Here is an 18,681-nt window from a genome sequence, read left to right on the forward strand (position 1 = left end):
CCCTCCTTCCCCCTACGACACTCGCCAACGGAGGATTTGTGTCGATATCACGTAGAACATTCAGTGCTGCCTTGAGCGGCAGCCTGATCGCGATGGGCCTGACCCAGGGCACCGCCGTGGCCGAGCCCGCCACTCCGACGGGCGAAGGCGCCCGTGCCGCGGCGGCCGACGACCCGTACACCCAGGCGTTCCTCACCCAGTACGGCAAGATCAAGGCGGCCGGCAACGGCTACTTCAGCCCGGACGGTCTTCCGTACCACTCGGCCGAGACGCTGATGGTCGAAGCGCCGGACCACGGCCACGAGACGACCTCCGAGGCCGTCAGTTTCTGGATGTGGCTGGAGGCTGCGTACGGCCGGGTGACAGGGGACTGGACCCCCTTCAACGAAGCCTGGGCGATCGCGGAGCGCACCATCATCCCGCAGCACGCCGATCAGCCCACCGCCGACGCGTACAACCCGAGCTCCCCGGCGACCTACGCGCCCGAATGGCCGCTGCCCGACAACTATCCGTCCGCCCTGAACAGTTCGGTCCCGGTCGGCTCGGACCCCATCGCCACGGAACTGGCCGCGTCCTACGGCACGATGGACGTCTACGGCATGCACTGGCTGATGGACCTGGACAACACCTACGGCTACGGCAACAAGCCGGGCACCGGCGGCGAGTCGGGACCGGGACCCGGACCGTCGTTCATCAACACCTATCAGCGCGGGGCGCAGGAGTCGGTGTGGGAGACCATCCCGCAGCCGACCACCGATCTCTTCAACTACGGCGGTCCGAACGGCTTTCTCGATCTGTTCGTCGACGACGCGAGCTATGCCGAGCAGTGGAAGTACACCAATGCCCCGGACGCCGACGCCCGTGCGGTACAGGCCGCCTACTGGGCGTACCGTTGGGCCGCCGCCCAGGGCAAGGAGGGCGAGATCGCCGCGTCGGTGGCCAAGGCCGCCAAGATGGGTGACTACCTCCGCTATGCCATGTTCGACAAGTACTTCAAGCGGATCGGCAGTTGCACGGATCCCAACTCCTGCCCGGCCGCGTCCGGCCGTGACTCCCAGCACTATCTCCTGTCGTGGTACTACGCCTGGGGCGGCGCGGCCGCGGGGAGCGGCGGCGGGTGGGCCTGGCGCATCGGCGACGGCGCCTCCCACCAGGGCTACCAGAACCCGCTCGCCGCATGGGCTCTGTCCAATGTCCCGGCGCTGACCCCCAAGTCGGCGACGGCGCGCACCGACTGGGCGAAGAGTCTGACCAGGCAGCTGGAGTTCCTGCAGTGGCTGCAGTCCGCCGAAGGCGCCTTCGCCGGGGGCTGCACCAACAGCTGGGACGGGAAGTACGGAACCCCGTCGGCCGGCACACCGACGTTCTACGGCATGGCGTACGACTGGCAGCCGGTCTACCACGACCCGCCGAGCAACAACTGGTTCGGCTTCCAGGTGTGGGGCATGGAGCGCGTCGCCGCGTACTACTACGTCACCGGCAACGCGACCGCCAAGGCCGTCCTGTCCAAATGGGTCGCCTGGGCCTCCGGGAAGACCACCGTCGGCGCGGACGGCAGCTACCGCTTCCCCTCCACCCTCAACTGGACGGGCAAGCCGGACACCTGGAACCCGACGTCCCCCGGGAACAACGCGGGGCTGCACGTCTCGGTCGTGGACTACTCCAACGACGTCGGGGTGGGCGCCGCCTACGTCAAGACACTGACCTACTACGCCGCCAAATCGGGCGACGCGGCCGCCGGGGCCCTGGCCAAGGCCCTGCTCGACGCGATGGCACTGAACGCCGACGACAAGGGCATCGCGGTACCGGAGACCAGGGCCGACTACAACCGGTTCGACGACGAGGTGTTCGTACCCGACGGGTGGTCCGGCGAGATGCCGGGCGGCGACACGGTCGAGCCGGGCGTCACCTTCATCGGCATGCGGTCCTGGTACCGGGACGACCCGGACTGGCCCAAGGTTCAGGCCTACCTGGACGGCGGTCCGGCACCCACCTTCACGTACCACCGGTTCTGGGCCCAGGCCGCGCTCGCGCTCGCCTTCTCGATCTACGCCGAACTGCTGGTGGAGGGGGACGGCGGCGGTGACACCGAACCACCGACGGCACCGGCCGGGCTGACGGTCACCGCGACGACGAACAACAGCGTGTCGCTGTCGTGGTCCGCGTCCACCGACAACGTCGCCGTCACCGGCTACGACGTGTACCGCAACGGGGTACTCGCCGGCAGCGCGACGACGCGAACGTTCACGGACCAGGGCCTCGCCGCCGCGACCGCGTACAGCTACGCGGTGGCGGCGCGGGACGCGGGCGGCAACACCTCGGCGCTCTCCACGACCGTTTCCGCCACCACGAAATCGGGCGGTGGCGGAACGGGCTCGCTGAAGGTCCAGTACAAGAACACCGACTCGTCGGCCACCGACAACCAGATCCGGCTCGGACTGCAGATCGTCAACACGGGCAGCGCCCCGGTCGATCTGTCCACGGTCAAGGTCCGGTACTGGTTCAGCTCCGAGGCCGGTGCGAGCACCTTCTCCACGTACTGCGACTACGCCGCACTCGGATCGTCGAACATCAACCACACGGTGGTGACGGTCAGCAGCCCGAAGACCGGGGCCGACCACTACCTGGAGGTCGGCTTCACCGGCGGCGCGGGCAGCCTGGCCGCCGGCGCCTCGACCGGCGAGGTCCAGTTGCGACTGAACAAGTCCGACTGGTCGAACTTCAACGAGGCCGACGACTACAGCCGCGCCACCAGCACCTCCTACGCCGACGCCCCCCGCCTCGCCGCCTATGTGGGCTCGGCTCTCGCCTGGGGAGTGGAGCCGTGAGCGGACTCCTCACGAACACGGCGGCCCGCCACCGCAGTCGCTGGTTCCCGCCCCTCGCCGCCACCGCCGCGGCGCTGCTGCTCGCCGCCGCATCCATGCTCACCGGCGCCGCTCCGGCCGCGGCCGTGCCGGTGACCGACTGCACCGCCTGGGGGACCACCGAGCTCCAGGGCGGCGAGTACATCTACCAGCAGAACGAGTGGAACTCCACGGCCCGGCAGTGTGTGAGCGTCGACCCGGAGACCGGGGCCTGGAGCGTCACGGAGTCGTCCTTCGCGCTCCCGACCAACGGCGCCCCCGCCACGTACCCCTCCAGCTACAAGGGCTGCCACTGGGGTGCGTGCACGACGGACAGCGGACTGCCGCTGCGCGTCGACGAACTCGCCAGCACCCGCACCTCCTGGTCCACGACCCAGGTCGACTCGGGTGCGTACAACGTCTCGATGGACCTCTGGTTCAACTCGACTCCTGTCACCGACGACCAGCCGGACGGGACCGAGGTGATGATCTGGATGAACCACCGCGGCGGAGCCCAGCCGATCGGTTCCCGCACCGGCACGGTGCAGCTCGACGGCAAGGCGTGGGACGTCTGGACGGGGCCCGGCGCCTCCGGCTGGAAGGTCATCTCGTACGTACTGCAGCAGGGCGCCACCGAGTTCGCCGATCTCGATGTGAAGAGCCTGATCGACGACGCCGTCACACGCGGCCAGATCAATCCCGCGCACTATCTGATCGACGCCGAGGCCGGGTTCGAGATCTGGCAGGGCGGCCAGGGACTCGGCACCAAGAGCTTCTCCTTCACGGCGAGCGCGGACAGCGGCGGCGAGGGCGACACAGTCACCCCGGCGGTGCCGGCGAACCTCCGGGTCACCGGGACGACCAGCAGTACGGCCGCCCTGTCCTGGACACCGTCGACGGATGACACCGGCGTCACGGCGTACGACGTCTACCGGGACGGCGTGAAGGCCGGGACCACGGCCACCACGTCGTTCACCGACACCGGGCTCACCGCCTCGACGGCGTACAGCTACGCGGTCAGGGCCCGGGACGCCGCCGGGAACACTTCGGCGGCCTCCGCCGCGGTCACGGCGACGACCGCTCAGGGCGGCGGCACCGGGAGCGGCACGCTGAAGGCGCAGTACAAGAACAACGACTCGTCCCCGGGCGACAACCAGATCAGGCCCGGCCTGCGGCTGGTGAACACCGGCACGCAACCCGTGGACCTGTCGGATGCCACCGTCCGCTACTGGTTCAGCGGCGAGTCCGGCGCCACCACGTACAGCACCAACTGTGACTGGGCCGCGATCGGCTGCGGCAGTGTCACGCATCGCGTGGTGTCCTCCGCCGGCGCCGGACAGGGGGCCGACCACTACCTGGAGGTCGGCTTCACCGGCGGCGCGGGCAGCCTGGCCGCGGGTGCCTCGACCGGTGAGATCCAGCTGCGACTCAACAAGACCGACTGGTCGAACTTCAACGAGGCCGACGACTACAGCAGGGCGACCGACACCGCCTATGCAGATGCCTCGAAGGTGGCCGTGTACGTCGACGGAACGCTCGTCTGGGGCGCCGCCCCCTGAGTTCCCACCGGTCACGCACAGCACAACTACGCACTCCCGATGGCGGGATGCCCACCCCGCTCCTCCCGCCATCGGGGCACTGCCCCGACCACGTACCCGCCCAGGAACGTCCTCCCAAGCCCCCGGACGAGAAAGGGGCACCGAGCCGCAAGCACCGCGGGGCCCAGAACAACCCCTGAACCCGCCCTCGGGGAGTGCCCGGAGGCGTACGTACGAAAGGAATACGGAGCCGCAATGAGATCACGAAGTTCCACGCTGCACGGGATACGCAGGAAGTTCGCCGCGCTCTCCGCGCTGGCGATCGGAGCGGCCCTGGCCGTGGCCGTTCCCACCCCGGCCTCCGCCGCGGCCCGCGTCGACAACCCGTACGCCGGTGCCAAGGCGTACGTGAACCCGCAGTGGTCCGCCAAGGCCGCCGCGGAGCCGGGCGGCAGCGTCATCGCCGACGAACCCTCGTTCGTCTGGATGGACCGCATCGCGGCCATCGAGGGCGCCGGCGACGCGATGAGCCTGCGCGAGCACCTCGACGAGGCGCTCGACCAGGGCGCGAACCTCTTCCAGGTCGTCATCTACGACCTTCCGGGACGCGACTGCGCCGCACTGGCCTCCAACGGTGAACTCGGTCCCACCGAACTCGACCGGTACAAGACCGAGTACATCAACCCCATTGCCGACGTCCTCGACGACCCCGCGTACGCGAACCTGCGCATCGTCACGATCATCGAGCCGGACTCGCTGCCCAACCTCGTCACCAACGCGGGCGGCACCGCCGGATCCACCACCCAGTGCGCGACCATGAAGGCGAACGGCAACTACGAGAAGGGCGTCGGCTACGCGCTCCACACCCTGGGTGCCATTCCCAATGTCTACAACTACGTCGACGCCGGTCACCACGGCTGGCTGGGCTGGGACACCAACTTCGTCCCGGCGGCCCAGGAGTTCAAGAAGGCCGCGACAACCGAGGGCGCCACGGTCGCGGACGTCCAGGGCTTCATCGTCAACACGGCCAACTACTCGGCCCTGAAGGAGCCGTACTTCAAGGTCACCGACTCGGTGAACGGTACGACGGTGCGTCAGTCCAAGTGGGTGGACTGGAACTTCTACGTCGACGAGCTCTCCTTCGCACAGGCCCTGCGCACGGAACTGGTCAACCAGGGCTTCGCCTCGAACATCGGCATGCTCATCGACACGGCCCGCAACGGTTGGGGCGGCTCCGCCCGGCCCACCGCCGCCGGTCCGCTGACGAACGTCGACGACTATGTCAACGGCGGCCGGATCGACCGCCGTATCCACCCGGGGAACTGGTGCAACCAGTCGGGCGCCGGCATCGGTGAGCGGCCCACGAGTGCCCCGGAAGCCGGGATCGACGCATACGTCTGGGCCAAGCCTCCGGGCGAGTCGGACGGCAACAGCCAGCCCGTCGAGAACGACGAGGGCAAGGGCTTCGACCAGATGTGCGACCCGACGTACGGGGGCAACGGGCGCAACGGCAACAGCCCGACCGGTGCACTTGCCAACTCGCCGCTGGCGGGCCACTGGTTCTCCGCCCAGTTCCAGGAGTTGGTGCGCAACGCGTACCCGCCCCTCGGCGGCGGCGGCGGTGACGACGACACCCAGGCGCCTTCCGCGCCGACCGGCCTGACGGTCACGGGGAAGACGAGCGGCAGCGTCTCGCTGTCCTGGTCGGCCTCGACCGACAACACCGGCGTGACCGCCTACGACGTCTACCGCGCAGGGGTGCAGGTGGGCTCCTCGGCCACGACCTCGTTCACCGACACGGGGCTCACCGCCTCGACGGCGTACAGCTACACGGTCAAGGCCCGGGACGCGGCCGGGAACGTCTCGGCGGCCTCCGCCGCCGTCTCGGCGACCACGTCCGCGGGCGGCGGAACCGGCACCGGCACCCTCAAGGTCCAGTACAAGAACAACGACTCCTCGGCCACCGACAACCAGATCCGGATGGGCCTGCAACTGGTCAACACCGGGAGCACCGCGGTGAACCTGTCCACGGTGAAGGTGCGCTACTGGTTCACCCCCGAGGCCGGCGCGAGCACCTTCGGCACCGCTTGCGACTACGCGGTGCTGGGCTGCGGCAGTGTGACCACCGGCGTGACGGCCTCCGGCAGTTCGGCCGCCGGGGCCAGCCACTACCTGGAGGTCGGCTTCGGCAGCGGCACCCTGGCTGCGGGAGCCTCCACCGGGGAGATCCAGCTGCGCCTGAACAAGAGCGACTGGTCGAACTTCAACGAGGTTGACGACTACAGCCGTTCCACCAACACGGCCTACGCCGACGCGTCGAAGATCGGCGTCTACGTGGGCTCCACCCTCACCTGGGGCACCGCCCCCTGATCCTGCCCGTCACCCCTTGCGCCACCTGTTCCGTCGCTCCCGTTGCCGCTTCCGTATCGCGGCGGCGGGAGCGACGGGCATCTGGCCGCATCACGCTTCATCTGCGCAGCATGTCGGGGGCGCGGTGGGGGCGGAGGTCCCTGAGGACCGACTCGACCTCACGGAGAAAGGACTGGTAGGAGGTCAGGCGTTGCCATTCGGAGTCAGGGATGCCGGGCACCGTAGCGGCGCTTGCGGTCCAGCTTGCGACCAGTTCGGCGTACAGCGGTGTCTCGCTCGCCGCCTCGGTGTACGTCTGACCCGCCACGAACGCGCCGGCAAGTTGCCCCCGTGATGTGCGTGCTCCGTGCGGCGCATCCAGCTGGGGCCGCGGACGCGGCCGGGCATGGGATGCGCGGGAGGGCTGCGAGGGGTGCGGAATGGATGTCGCGGTGCCTCTGCCGGTAGCGGTAGCGGTGGCGGATGTGGGTGCGTTCATGACGGTGGTAACGATCAGCACCCATATGAGTAACTAGAGTGCGACACAGAATGATTAGATGGCGTTTCACCTTTCTTGATGCCTTTAGATCGAATATCGCTTCAAATCCGTAACAGAGACGTTGCTCCAGGCATGGAACCGAGGGAGATGTGGGAGCGCCATGCCGTACTGGCGCGGGCCTATTTCGGGAATGACGAGGATGTACGCCGTGCGCAGGGGGACCTTGACGAACGAAATGCGGACCGCATGCGGACGCTGGCCGCGTTCGCGGTGACGCTGGGAAGCGACGGGACCGTCGCCGAACTCCTCGGGCTCCATGAACGCGAAGTACGCCTGGCCCGCCGCACCGTGGGAAAGGAGGACGCCCGGGCCATCGCCAAGGCGCTCCTGGATCATCACGCTGCCGATGCGTACAAGCCTCCTGCCGAAGACGCGGACGGATGCCCTCCGTACCCGGAACCGGAGGAGAGGCAGGTGTCCCACGAGACTCCGGCCGCTCCGAGCCTCCCTCATACGCCGGTCACTGACGAACCGGTCCACGTGACGGCGTCGTCGACGGCCGTCGACGCGGTCCTGGTCGGAGCGTGGAGCACCGGGACCGACCTCGCCGTGCTGGCGAGCGAGCTCGGTCTCGATCTCCCCCGCCTCGTCGCACGCACCCGGTATCTGGAGGCACAGGGCCGCCTCACGCATACCTCGCCGCCGCTGGACCGTTCCGGCCGTCATCGGCGCGTCGACGGCACCGAGGCGCCCGCGATGCCCCAGCCCCGACAGTGGTACTACCCCGGCCAGCCCCGCCCGCCGCACCAGGAGGCGGTATGGGACCAGCAGTCTTCATCCACCACTTTCGGCTCCGCGCCGATGCACGACTGGGACGGCATCCTCGACCAGTGGCAGGTTTCATCCGCGCCCACGGCCTCCTGGCAGGGATTCGGATGAGAGCGCCCGGCGGTCGCGAGTCCGCTACCGGCGTGGGGAGTCCAGCGACTCGTAGTCGGTCCGGCGCACGTGCCGGCACGTGCCGGAAGGCTCCGCCCCACGGGGTGGGGGTCGGCCTGCGGCGCCCCTCAGATGACCGGCGGCCGCCCCAGCATCGTCATGCGCCACACCGTGCGCCACCGCATCGGCTGCCGTCGGCCGCACGGGGTGCGGACCCCCTCGGCGAAGCCGCCGGCCCAGGCGCGCAGACCCGTGGCGGAACGGGTGCGGGCCACGGTGAGGAGGGTCCAGGTGCCCAGGTAGGCCGGGACCAGTGGGAGAGGCAGGTTACGGCGGGCCAGCCAGACCCGGTTGCGGGCTGTCATCCGGTAGTAGACCGAGTGCCTGGCCGGGGATGTCTTGGGGTGCTGGAGCAGCAGGTCGGGTTCGTACAGGATCTTCCAGCCCGCATCGAGCGCCCGCCAGGACAGGTCCGTCTCCTCGTGCGTGAAGAAGAACTCCGCGGGCCACGGGCCGGTTTCGGCAAGCATCTTCATGGAGAGGGCGTGGCCGCCGCCGAGGAACGCCGTGACCGGGCCGCGGCGCATCGGGTCGGTGGCGCGCAGCCGGGGGACATGGCGGCGCTGCGTCTCGCCGTGTTCGTCGGCGATGCGGAAGCCGACGATGCCGAGCTTCGGGTCGGCGGCGTACATCTCCTGGACCTTGCGCAGTACACCGTTGTCGACGAGGAGTCCGTCGTCGTCCAGCTCGACGACGACGTCCACGTCACCGAGTTCCGCGAGTCGGCGGATGGCGACGTTACGGCCGCCGGGGCAGCCGAGATTCTCGTCGAGCTCGATCGTGGTCACACCGCCGGCCAGGTCGGACAGGCCGGGGACGGCGGTGAAGTCCGGCAGCGAGGTGCCGTTGCCCACGATGACGAGACGGGTGGGCAGGACGTCCTGTATGGCGATCGAGGCCAACAGGGCTTCGACCTGCTGCGGGCGGTCGCCCATGGTCACGATGGATACGCCGATGCGCGGTTCGGACAAGGTCAGCACTCCTGGGCTCGCTGCGGTGCCCGTGATCGTAGTCGCTTGCTGTTCAGGTTCCGGATGCCGCCCTGTCACGGCAGGTTGACCGGTGTCCGGTACGTGACGTCGGGCTGTCGGGAGCCGGGCGCGGCGTCGGGCACTCGTGGGTGGCGATACGGCGGCGCTCGATCCGGCCGACGACGGCCGCGGCCGGCGGCCTCAGGCGTCCGCCGCGTACCGCCGGAAGTCCCGTATCAGCGCGGGCGGCGTGGGCCCCGTCCCCTTGCTGACGTGTGCATCCAGGATGTCGTGCAGGTCGGTCGCCATCGATCCACCTTCTCGATTCGTGCGGTCGGATCCAAGACTTCCGCCGCTGCCCCGAATCATCGGACCGTTGCCATCGATTACGCCCGATCGGCCCTGTCGAGGCCGGTGCCGGGGGACGTTCCACAGGCTCTGCTGCCGGTCGTCGTTGAAGACCGTCCGGTACGGTCCCGGACCGGACGGGCCAGTTCCGGATGGTCAGCCGGTGGCGGCGGCCTGGCTCGGTACGGTTTCGAGAGAGGTGAGCAGCCGTTCGCCGCGGTCTTCGGCCATGTCGAGGGTGGCCAGCACGGCGGGCGTCGAAATGCTCGGCAGGATGTAGTGCAGGAGTACGGAGATCCGGCGCCCCAAGTCCTCGCGGTTGCACAGGACCTGGGACATCACCTGAACGCCGGAGAAGGCGCCCGCCAGCAGTTCTGCGGTCTCGCCCGGCTGGACGTGCGGCAGGAGCTCGCCCTGGTTCTTCGCCGCGCCGAGCAGCTGTTCGAGCCGATCTATCCAGGCCCGGAACGGGGTGCCCCGGTCGAGGCCCTCGACCCCCTGGTCCATCGCCAGTCCGACGCTGGCCCGCACCAAGGGTTCATGACGGAGCTGGTGGGCGAGCAGCATGCCCTGGTCCACCAGATCCTGGAGCTTCGTCAGCTGGGGCGGCAGCGGAACGACGTCCAGCTGGAGATCCATCACGCCGAGCGCCAGCTCTTCCTTGGAGTTGAAATGGAAGTACAGCGCGCCCTTGGTCACCCCCGCCCGCGCGAGGATCTCGCTGATGGTGGCGCTGCTGTAGCCGCGCTCGTCGAAAACGGCGGCGGCCGCCACCAGGATCGACCGTCGAGTCTGGATCGCGCGCGCCTGCTGTGCCATCAGCTACGTGTCTCTCTAGTCGTGGCGTGGTCAGCACCACAGGGGTATGGCTGGAATCGAAAACCGGGCTGTCAGTATCTTACTGCGGGGGTGACAGGCATCTCACATGGATCCTCTGGGGGGGAACTTCATGGTTCAGCTCACCTCACGCGCGGTCTCGACGCCGCGCTCAGGTCGACAGGAAAAATTTCCACGGCAGTTGGTCCACCGTTCCGATCCCGAGGACGTCTTTCCCACCGGTTGGACCAGACAGACCGACACCCAGTTCTCGGTGTCGGCCCGCTGGCCGTGCGTGCACCGCTTCTTCGCCCCCGTGGCGGGCCGCTACCAGGACCCGCTGCTGATCGCGGAGACCATGCGGCAGACGACGATGCTGCTCGCTCACGCGGAGTTCGACGTGCCGGTCGGGGACCAGTTCGTGATGTGGGAGCTGGGCTACATCTCCTCGCCCGGACGCCTCGTCCTGGACGCGCACCCCGAGCACCCCGGCGGCCCCTGGGACATCACCGTCGACGTCTCCTGCTCCCGGATCAGGCGCCGGGGCCGGGGCATCGGCTCCATGGACCTGGAATTGCTCCTGCACCGCAGCGGCAGCCGGATCGCAACCGGCGGCGGCCGGATCAGCTGCACGTCGGCCAAGGTGTACGAGCGGCTGCGGGGGGACCGCCTCGCCGTGAACGGCGTACCCGTCCCCCTCCTTCCGGCCGTGGCGCCGCACGAGGCGGGGCGGACCTCGGAGCGTGACGTCGTGCTGGCACCGACTCCGCGCCAGGGTGCCTGGCAGCTGCGGCTCGACACCGGACACCCGACCCTCTTCGGCCGGCCCAACGACCATGTGCCGGGAATTCTGTTGTTGGAGGCGGCCCGACAGGCCGCCAATGCCGTCCGCCCCGGGTGTGCCTTCCTGCCTGTGTCGCTGGAGGCCGCCTTCCTGCGCTACGTCGAACTCGACCGTCCCTGCTGGATCGAGGCCCGGATCGTCCCGGCGGACACCCGGTCGACGACCAGGGTGGAGGTTCGGGCCACCCAGGACGGCGAAACGGTCTTCACCTGCACGCTCGACTCCCCGGACCGCACCGAAGAGGCGCAGGGCACACGGTCATGACGGCGCCACGCATCCTCATCACCGGAGCGACCGGATTCATCGGCAGCCATGTCGTGGCCGCCGCGCGCCAGGTCCCCGGGGCGCACCTGCGCCTGATGACGCACCGGACCGCGCCCGACAGCGGTCGCGATGTCGTGACCGGCATCGGTACCCGCGTCGAGACCGTGTACGGAGATCTCGCCGATCCCGCCTCCCTGCACGGCAGTTGCGACGGGATCGACGCCGTGATCCACTGCGCCTCGCAGATCGGCGGCGACACGGAGACGGCCACGACCGTCAACGACCACGGCACCCGCGCCCTGGTCGAAGAGGCCGCCCGCAGCGGCGTCGCCCGGATCGTCCACCTGAGCACTGCATCCGTCTACGGGCGCGGCCCGTTCACGGGGCTGCTGCCGGGCCGGGTGGAGCCTGCCCCCGCCTCGGCCACCAGCCTGACCCGCGCAGCCGCCGAGCAGCACGTCCTCGCGGCGGGCGGTGCCGTAGTGCGCCCGCACATCGTGCACGGGGCCGGGGACCGCTGGGCGGTGCCCGGACTCGTCGCCCTGCTGGGGCAGTTGAGGGTAGGACTGACCGGGTGCGAGGCGCGGCACTCGCTCATCGACGTCGAGACGCTGGGCAGAGCGCTGCTCGGCGCGGCGCTCTCCCCGAAGCGGCCGACGGGGGTCTATCACGTCAACCACCCCGAGCCGGTGGCCTGTTCGGAACTACTGTCGACGGTCATCGGTGAACTCGGGCTGCCCTGGACGGATGCGGGCATCGGTGTCGACGCCGCCCGTACCCGGCTGGCCGAAGTCCCGTACGCCCTGCATCATCTCGACATGCTCGCGGTGGACCACTGGTTCGCCGACGAACGCGTCTGGCAGGACGTCGGCTGCGAGCCGGGCGCGGGCTTTGCCGCCACCTTCGCCCGGCACGCCCCTTGGTACCGGCAGTTCCTGGGGCGATAGCCGCCCGTTGCGTCACTCCGCCGCCGGGATCCGCGTCCCCGTCCCGCTCACCCGCACCCGTGCGTCGCCCGCACGCAGTTCGACCGTGAGCGTGCCGGGGCGGCCCATGTCCTCGCCCTGATGGAGGGTGAGGACGGCGGCGTCCGGGACGAGGGCCCGCTCGCGCAGGTAGGCCCCGAAGGCGGCCGCTGCCGCGCCGGTCGCCGAGTCCTCGACCACACCCCCGACCGGGAACGGGTCGCGGACGTGGAAGACGGCCGGCGACTCGCGCCACGCCAGCTGAATGGTCGTCAGGTCGAGTCGGTGCATCAGCGCTTCGAGGCGCGCGAAGTCGTAGTCGAGGTCGGCGAGCCGCTCGCGGCTTGCTGCGGCCAGCACCAGGTGGCGGGCGCCCGCATAGGCGATACGGGGCGGCAGCGCCGGGTCCAGGTCGGCGGCCGGCCAGTCCAGGGCGGCCAGCGCCTCGGCCAGGTCGTCCGGAGCGACATCCGTGACGTGAGGCTCCACGCTCGTGAGGGTGGCGCGGAGCTCGGCGCCCTCCTGGGCGACGGTGACCGGGACCGTGCCCGCCTGCGTGGTGAAGACCAGGTCCCCGGGTCCGTTGCGCTCGGCGAGGGCGATGGCCGTCGCAACGGTTGCGTGGCCGCAGAACGGGACCTCCGCCTTCGGGCTGAAGTAGCGGATCGTATAACCGCGACCGGTCGATCCGCCCGACTCGCCCGGCCCGGTCAGGAACGCCGACTCGCTGTAGCCGAGCTCGGCCGCGACGGCGAGCATCGCCGCGTCGTCGAGACCGGATGCGTCGAGGACGACACCCGCCGGGTTGCCGCCCTCCGGGTCGGCGGAGAACGCGGTGTAGCGCAGGACCTCGGTGCCTGAAATCTGAGTCATGACGCAGGTCAACCGCACGGCGGTTCAAGGCATTCCCGGCCGGGACGGCCGGCACCCCGAGTCGCGGCCGCGGCGTCGGCCCCGTGGCAGTTCCCGATGCCGTTGCCCGTCTCCGTCCAGGAGCAGGAGCAGGAGCAGGAGCAGGAGCAGGAGCCGGGGGAGCGCAGACCCGCCCGTCCCGAGCCGAAAACGGTCGGATGCGGCCCAGGGTTCGGTTGAGGCGTCGGCTGTCAACCGCGGCCCACGTACGGCATCGTCGTCGCCAGGACCGTGGCGAACTGCACATTCGCCTCCAGCGGCAGCTCCGCCATGTGCAGCACCGTCCGGGCCACGTCGTCCGCCGCCATCACCGGTTCCACCGCCAGCTCGCCATTGGCCTGAAGGGTGCCCCTCTGCATCCGGTCGCTCATCTCGGTCGCCGCGTTGCCGATGTCGATCTGGCCGCAGGCGATCCGGTACGGGCGCCCGTCCAGCGACAGCGACTTCGTCAGCCCCGTCATGGCGTGTTTGGTCGCCGTGTACGCCACCGAGTGCGGGCGCGGCGCATGGGCCGAGATCGAGCCGTTGTTGATGATCCGGCCGCCCTGCGGGTCCTGCTCCTTCATCTGCCGGTACGCCGCCTGCGCGCACAGGAACGCCCCCGTCAGGTTCACCTCGACCACGGTGCGCCAGTCGTCGTACGACAGATCCTCGACCGGGACGGAGCGTGGGCCGAACGTGCCCGCGTTGTTGAACAGCAGGTCGACCCGGCCGATCCACTCCCGTACGGAGGAGAACAGCGCGGTCACGTCATCGGGGCGGGAGACGTCGGCGGGGACGGTGATCACCCTGGCCTTCTCCCCGGCCAGTTCGGCGGTCTCGGCGAGAGGTCCGGGGCGGCGGCCCGCGAGCGCCACCGACCAGCCGGCGCCGGTCAGGGCAAGAGCCACCGCACGGCCGATCCCGGAGCCCGCGCCCGTGACGACGGCCGTTTTCGCATCGGAGTTCAACAGTTTGTTGCTCATGACGCCGCAGCGTACGCCTCCCGGGGCAAAGGTCCCCGGCGGGCGGCCGGTTCGGGTTCGACGGAATGATTTCTTGATCATTCGTCGGCGATTCCAGTGCCGCCGGGGCCGCTTGACGATGATCATGTTCCTGCGACTGCGTACCTCTCCGTCTGCGTACCTGTCTGTCTGCGGTACCCCAGCGCAATTCGTCCCCCGAGGGGCGATCCCGCCGCACTTCTCATCAGCGCGACGCCTGCGCGACGCGAACACGACAGCCACTCGATGTGCGGGACCGGTGGACTTCCCCGCGTACACCGCCAGTCAGGGGAGGGACAGATGACGTACTCATCGCACCAGCAGGAGATGCGCGACGCCGCACGCCACGTCGGCCGCCGCCGCTTTCTCACCGTCACCGGTGCCGCCGCCGCGCTCGCCTTCTCGGTCAACCTGCCGACCGCGGGCGCCGCGAGCGCCGCCGATCTGGACGCCGGAAGGATCAGCGAGGACCCGTTCACCCTCGGAGTCGCCTCCGGTGACCCACTGCCCGACTCGGTCCTGCTGTGGACGAGACTCGCACCCCGCCCGTACGAGCCGGACAGCGGACTGCCGAACGCCCGCGTCCAGGTGCGCTGGGAGCTCGCCCGCGACGAGAACTTCACCCGGATCGTCCGGCGCGGAACCGCCACCGCCCACCCGGAGTTCGACCACAGCGTCCACGTCGAGATCAAGGGCCTCGACGCCGACCGCGTCCTCTACTACCGCTTCCGCGCAGGGAAGTGGATCAGCCAGGTCGGCCGGACCCGCACCGCCCCCGCCCGGTACGCCCGCAACAGCGCGCTGACCCTTGCCGCCGTCTCCTGCCAGGCCTACCACGACGGCTACTTCACCGCGTACAGCCACCTTGCGCAGGAGGACGTCGACGTCGTCTTCCACCTCGGCGACTACCTCTACGAGTACGCCGTGACCGCGACCGGCGGAGCCCGTAACTACACGGACCGCACACTCCCCGCCCACTTCAACCGGGAGACGGTCACCCTGGAGGACTACCGGCTGCGGTACGCCCTCTACAAGTCCGACCCGGACCTGCGCGCCGCGCACGCCGCACACCCCTTCGTCGTCACCTGGGACGACCACGAGACCGAGAACAACTACGCGGGCGACATCCCGGAGAACGACGTCCCGCCGGAGGAGTTCCTGCTGCGCCGCGCCGCCGCGTACCGCGCGTACTGGGAGAACCAGCCGCTGCGCACCCCGCAGCGGCCGACCGGGCCCGACATGAAGCTCTACCGGCGCCTGCAGTTCGGCCGGCTCGCCCAGTTCGACATCCTCGACACCCGTCAGTACCGCAGCGACCAGGCGTACGGGGACGGCTGGCAGAAGCCGGGACCGGAGTCCGAGGACCCGGCGCGCACCCTGACCGGCGCCACCCAGGAGCGCTGGCTGCTCGACGGCTGGCATGCCTCGCGGGCCACCTGGAACGTCGTACCGCAGCAGGTCACCTTCGCCCAGCGGCGCGACGTGCCGACCGACGCCTTCAAGCTGTCCATGGACGCGTGGGACGGCTACCCGGCCTCCCGGGACCGGATCCTGAAGGGCGCGGAGGCCGCCGGGATCGACAACCTGATGGTGCTGACCGGCGATGTGCACGTCGGCTACGGCTTCGACCTGAAGAAGGACTTCGACGACCCGTCGTCCCGCACGCTCGGCACGGAGATCGTCGCCACGTCCATCACCAGCGGCAAGGACGGCTCGGACAAGCCGGCCAGCTGGAACAACCAGATGCAGGCCAACCCGCACATGAAGTTCTTCAACGGACGGCGCGGGTACGCGGTCGTCACGCTGGGCCGGGAGCAGGCACGCGCCGACTTCCGCACGGTGTCGGCCGTCACCACGCCCGGTGCGCCCGTCGCGACAGCCGGATCGTTCGTCACGGAGGTGGGTAACCAGGGCCTCACGCCTGCGTGAAGTACTGCCTACGTCACGGTCGGCCGAGGCCGTCCGCGGGGTAGCGGACGCCGATGCGGTCCCGTACCGCATCGAGCGTCCGCATCACCGCCAGCGAACCGTCCAGCGGCACCAGCGGCGACTCCGTCTCGCCCGCCCGCAGCGCCCGTACCACCTCGGCCTGCTCGAACTGCATCCCGCTGAGCCCCTCGTCCGACGACCCCGCGGTGAACTCCTCCGGGTCGTGTCCCGGCCGGTGCAGCACGAACCGCTCCGGGTGGAAGAAACCGCGCGGGAATTCGATCCGCCCCCGGGTGCCCGTGATCGAGGCGGTCTGCGGGGTGTCCGCGACCAGCGAGCAGCTGAGCAGCGCAGTGGCGCCCGACTCCCAGCCCAGCAGCATGCCGGTGTTCAGATCGACGCCCTCCGGGGAGAGCAGCGCATCGGCCTGGATCCGGTCCGGCTCACCCAGCAGCAGCTGCGCGAACGACACCGGGTACACGCCCAGGTCCAGCAGCGCACCGCCACCCAGCGCCCGGTCCCGCAGCCGGTGGTCGGGACCGAACGGGCCCGCGAGCCCGAAGTCGGCCTGCACGGTACGGATGTCGCCGATGGCACCGTCGGCGATCAGCGCGGTCAGCCGCCTGACGACCGGGTTGCAGTACGTCCACATCGCCTCCATCAGGAAGAGGCCACGGTCCCGGGCGAGCGCCACGAGCTCTTCCGCCTCCCGGGAATTGAGCGTGAACGCCTTCTCGCACAGCACGTGCTTTCCGGCCTTCAGGCAGAGCGCGGTGGCCTCCCGGTGCGCGGAGTGCGGTGTGGCCACGTACACCACGTCGACCTCGTCGTCCGCGGCGAGCTCGGCCCAGCTGCCGTACGCCCTGGGTATCCCGAACCGCTCGGCGAAGGCCTTGGCCGACGTGTCCGTGCGCGAGGCCACGGCCACCACCTCCGTGCCGGGCACCCCCTGCAGGTCAGCGGTGAAGGTCGCGGCGATGCCACCCGTAGCCAGCACGCCCCAACGCACGGTCCTGCTCATGCCTGCTCCCAAAAAAGGTCTCGACCACTCCGGCTGAGCTGAGAGCATAGAGGGCGGATTCAACTATTTGGAGATGAGAATGCCGGAGAGCGGCGTGAGCCGAGCCCAGCACACCCACATACCGACCGACAGGACCGGCATCCGGACCGCGTCCGGTCCGACCGTCATCGCCGCGGCCCGGCGCACCGGCCTCCTCGTCCTCGGCGGTCTCACCGCGCTTCCGCCGCTTTCCATGGACATGTACCTCCCGGCGCTCCCCGCGGTCACCGACGCCCTGCACGCCCCCGCCGCCACCGTCCAGCTCACCCTCACCGCCTGCCTCGGCGGCATGGCGCTCGGCCAGGTCGTCGTCGGACCGATGAGCGACCGCTGGGGCCGGCGCCGGCCGCTCCTGCTCGGCATGGTCGTCTACGTACTCGCCACCGCCCTCTGCGTCTTCGCGCCCACCACGGAACTCCTCATCGGCTTCCGCCTCCTGCAGGGACTGGCCGGTGCGGCCGGTATCGTCATCGCCCGGGCCGTGGTCCGTGACATGTACGACGGCGTGGAGATGGCGCGGTTCTTCTCCACCCTGATGCTGATCTCCGGCGTCGCACCGGTCATCGCGCCACTGATCGGCGGACAGGTGCTGCGGTTCACCGACTGGCGGGGCATCTTCGCCGTCCTCACGGTTGTCGGCGTGCTGCTCACCCTGGTCGTCTGGAAGTGGCTGCACGAGACGCTGCCGCCGGAGGAACGGCACACCGGCGGCGTCGGCGACGCGCTGCGCACCATGCGCGGACTCCTCGGCGACCGCACGTTCACCGGCTACATGGTCGCGGGCAGCCTCGCCTTCGCAGCCCTCTTCGCGTACGTGAGCGCCTCGCCGTTCGTCGTGCAGGAGATCTACGGTGCCTCGCCGCAGACCTTCAGCCTGCTCTTCGGCATCAACTCGATCGGCCTGATCACCGTCGGCCAGATCAACGGCAAGGTACTGGTGGGCCGGATCAGCCTGGACAAGGCGCTCGGCTTCGGGCTCGCGGTCATCGTGCTGGCCGCGACCGCGCTGCTGCTGATGACGTCCGGGGTCTTCGGCGACGTCGGTCTGGTGCCGGTCGCCGCCGGACTCTTCGTACTGATGTCGGCGATGGGGCTGGCGATGCCGAACACCAACGCCCTGGCCCTGATGCGCACCAAGCACGCCGCGGGTTCCGCCTCGGCGCTGCTCGGTACGTCGTCGTTCCTGATCGGGGCCGTCGCCTCACCGCTCGTCGGTATCGCGGGGGACGCGACGGCCGTACCCATGGCGGTTGTCCAGCTGGTGTGCGCGGTCGGTGCCATGGCGTGCTTCCTGGGCCTGTGCCGGCCCTGGCAGCGCGGTGGCGCAAGGGTTTGAGCAAAGACCCTCGAGCCACTCG

At 69.8% G+C, this 18,681-nt stretch carries 13 protein-coding genes and 2 pseudogenes; 9 read left to right on the top strand and 6 right to left on the bottom strand.

Translation table 11 applies throughout. The features are described 5' to 3' along the window. Nucleotides 1-83: 83 nt before the first annotated feature. The 4 genes and pseudogenes from OHA03_RS21600 (at nucleotide 84) to OHA03_RS21615 (ending at nucleotide 6,754) form a co-directional block, all read left to right on the top strand. Nucleotides 84-2,828, top strand: coding sequence for a glycoside hydrolase family 48 protein (locus OHA03_RS21600; protein WP_267008119.1), 2,745 nt, complete (start codon nucleotides 84-86; stop codon nucleotides 2,826-2,828). 95 nt (nucleotides 2,829-2,923) lie between these two features. Then, nucleotides 2,924-3,616 (top strand): annotated as a pseudogene (locus tag OHA03_RS21605) (hypothetical protein); the annotation flags it as partial. A gap of 30 nt (nucleotides 3,617-3,646) precedes the next feature. Next, nucleotides 3,647-4,405: pseudogene (locus OHA03_RS21610) on the top strand (cellulose binding domain-containing protein); the annotation flags it as partial. 234 nt (nucleotides 4,406-4,639) lie between these two features. Further along, a complete protein-coding gene (locus tag OHA03_RS21615; RefSeq protein ID WP_267005441.1) occupies nucleotides 4,640-6,754 on the top strand; it encodes a glycoside hydrolase family 6 protein in 2,115 nt (704 codons plus the stop codon). 97 nt (nucleotides 6,755-6,851) lie between these two features. Here the strand turns inward: OHA03_RS21615 and OHA03_RS21620 are convergent, their stop codons facing one another. After that, nucleotides 6,852-7,061 (bottom strand): hypothetical protein, encoded by a 210-nt coding sequence (locus OHA03_RS21620; RefSeq protein ID WP_267005442.1) that lies wholly within the window; start codon nucleotides 7,059-7,061, stop codon nucleotides 6,852-6,854. Between the two features lie 303 nt (nucleotides 7,062-7,364). Here OHA03_RS21620 and OHA03_RS21625 point away from each other — a divergent pair, with 303 nt between their 5' ends. Further along, complete coding sequence (locus OHA03_RS21625) at nucleotides 7,365-8,171, top strand: hypothetical protein (protein WP_267005443.1); 807 nt, start codon at nucleotides 7,365-7,367, stop codon at nucleotides 8,169-8,171. Between the two features lie 128 nt (nucleotides 8,172-8,299). Here OHA03_RS21625 and OHA03_RS21630 read toward each other — a convergent pair whose 3' ends face one another. Continuing rightward, nucleotides 8,300-9,202: a glycosyltransferase family 2 protein gene (locus OHA03_RS21630; protein WP_267005444.1), complete on the bottom strand. Its 903-nt coding sequence runs from the start codon at nucleotides 9,200-9,202 to the stop codon at nucleotides 8,300-8,302. A gap of 504 nt (nucleotides 9,203-9,706) precedes the next feature. Further along, a complete protein-coding gene (locus tag OHA03_RS21635; protein WP_267005445.1) occupies nucleotides 9,707-10,369 on the bottom strand; it encodes a ScbR family autoregulator-binding transcription factor in 663 nt (220 codons plus the stop codon). 199 nt (nucleotides 10,370-10,568) lie between these two features. On the opposite strand from OHA03_RS21635, the gene OHA03_RS21640 reads away from it, so the two are divergent. Both OHA03_RS21640 and OHA03_RS21645 read left to right on the top strand, forming a co-directional pair. Beyond that, nucleotides 10,569-11,474, top strand: a complete 906-nt coding sequence (locus tag OHA03_RS21640; protein ID WP_267005446.1) for a ScbA/BarX family gamma-butyrolactone biosynthesis protein — start codon at nucleotides 10,569-10,571, stop codon at nucleotides 11,472-11,474. Further along, nucleotides 11,471-12,421, top strand: a complete 951-nt coding sequence (locus OHA03_RS21645) for an NAD(P)-dependent oxidoreductase (protein ID WP_267005447.1) — start codon at nucleotides 11,471-11,473, stop codon at nucleotides 12,419-12,421. Before OHA03_RS21640 ends, OHA03_RS21645 begins: the two co-directional genes overlap by 4 nt. Nucleotides 12,422-12,433: 12 nt before the next feature. Here the strand turns inward: OHA03_RS21645 and OHA03_RS21650 are convergent, their stop codons facing one another. Together OHA03_RS21650 and OHA03_RS21655 are read right to left on the bottom strand one after the other, a co-directional pair. Further along, nucleotides 12,434-13,312, bottom strand: a complete 879-nt coding sequence (locus OHA03_RS21650) for a PhzF family phenazine biosynthesis protein (protein WP_267005448.1) — start codon at nucleotides 13,310-13,312, stop codon at nucleotides 12,434-12,436. 230 nt (nucleotides 13,313-13,542) lie between these two features. Beyond that, complete coding sequence (locus OHA03_RS21655; protein ID WP_267005449.1) at nucleotides 13,543-14,316, bottom strand: SDR family oxidoreductase; 774 nt, start codon at nucleotides 14,314-14,316, stop codon at nucleotides 13,543-13,545. Between the two features lie 318 nt (nucleotides 14,317-14,634). On the opposite strand from OHA03_RS21655, the gene OHA03_RS21660 reads away from it, so the two are divergent. Continuing rightward, the gene (locus OHA03_RS21660) at nucleotides 14,635-16,263 is read left to right on the top strand and encodes an alkaline phosphatase (protein ID WP_267005450.1); all 1,629 of its coding nucleotides are present in this window, start codon (nucleotides 14,635-14,637) and stop codon (nucleotides 16,261-16,263) included. Between the two features lie 13 nt (nucleotides 16,264-16,276). Here OHA03_RS21660 and OHA03_RS21665 read toward each other — a convergent pair whose 3' ends face one another. Beyond that, nucleotides 16,277-17,284 carry a Gfo/Idh/MocA family protein gene (locus OHA03_RS21665; RefSeq protein ID WP_267005451.1) on the bottom strand — a complete coding sequence of 336 codons (1,008 nt, stop codon included), beginning with the start codon at nucleotides 17,282-17,284 and terminating at the stop codon, nucleotides 16,277-16,279. Between the two features lie 79 nt (nucleotides 17,285-17,363). Between OHA03_RS21665 and OHA03_RS21670 the strand changes: the two genes are divergently transcribed. After that, nucleotides 17,364-18,659 carry a multidrug effflux MFS transporter gene (locus OHA03_RS21670; protein WP_267008120.1) on the top strand — a complete coding sequence of 432 codons (1,296 nt, stop codon included), beginning with the start codon at nucleotides 17,364-17,366 and terminating at the stop codon, nucleotides 18,657-18,659. The last annotated feature ends 22 nt before the right edge of the window (nucleotides 18,660-18,681 follow it).

Source organism: Streptomyces sp. NBC_00154 (assembly GCF_026342835.1).
Classification (GTDB): Bacteria; Actinomycetota; Actinomycetes; order Streptomycetales; family Streptomycetaceae; genus Streptomyces.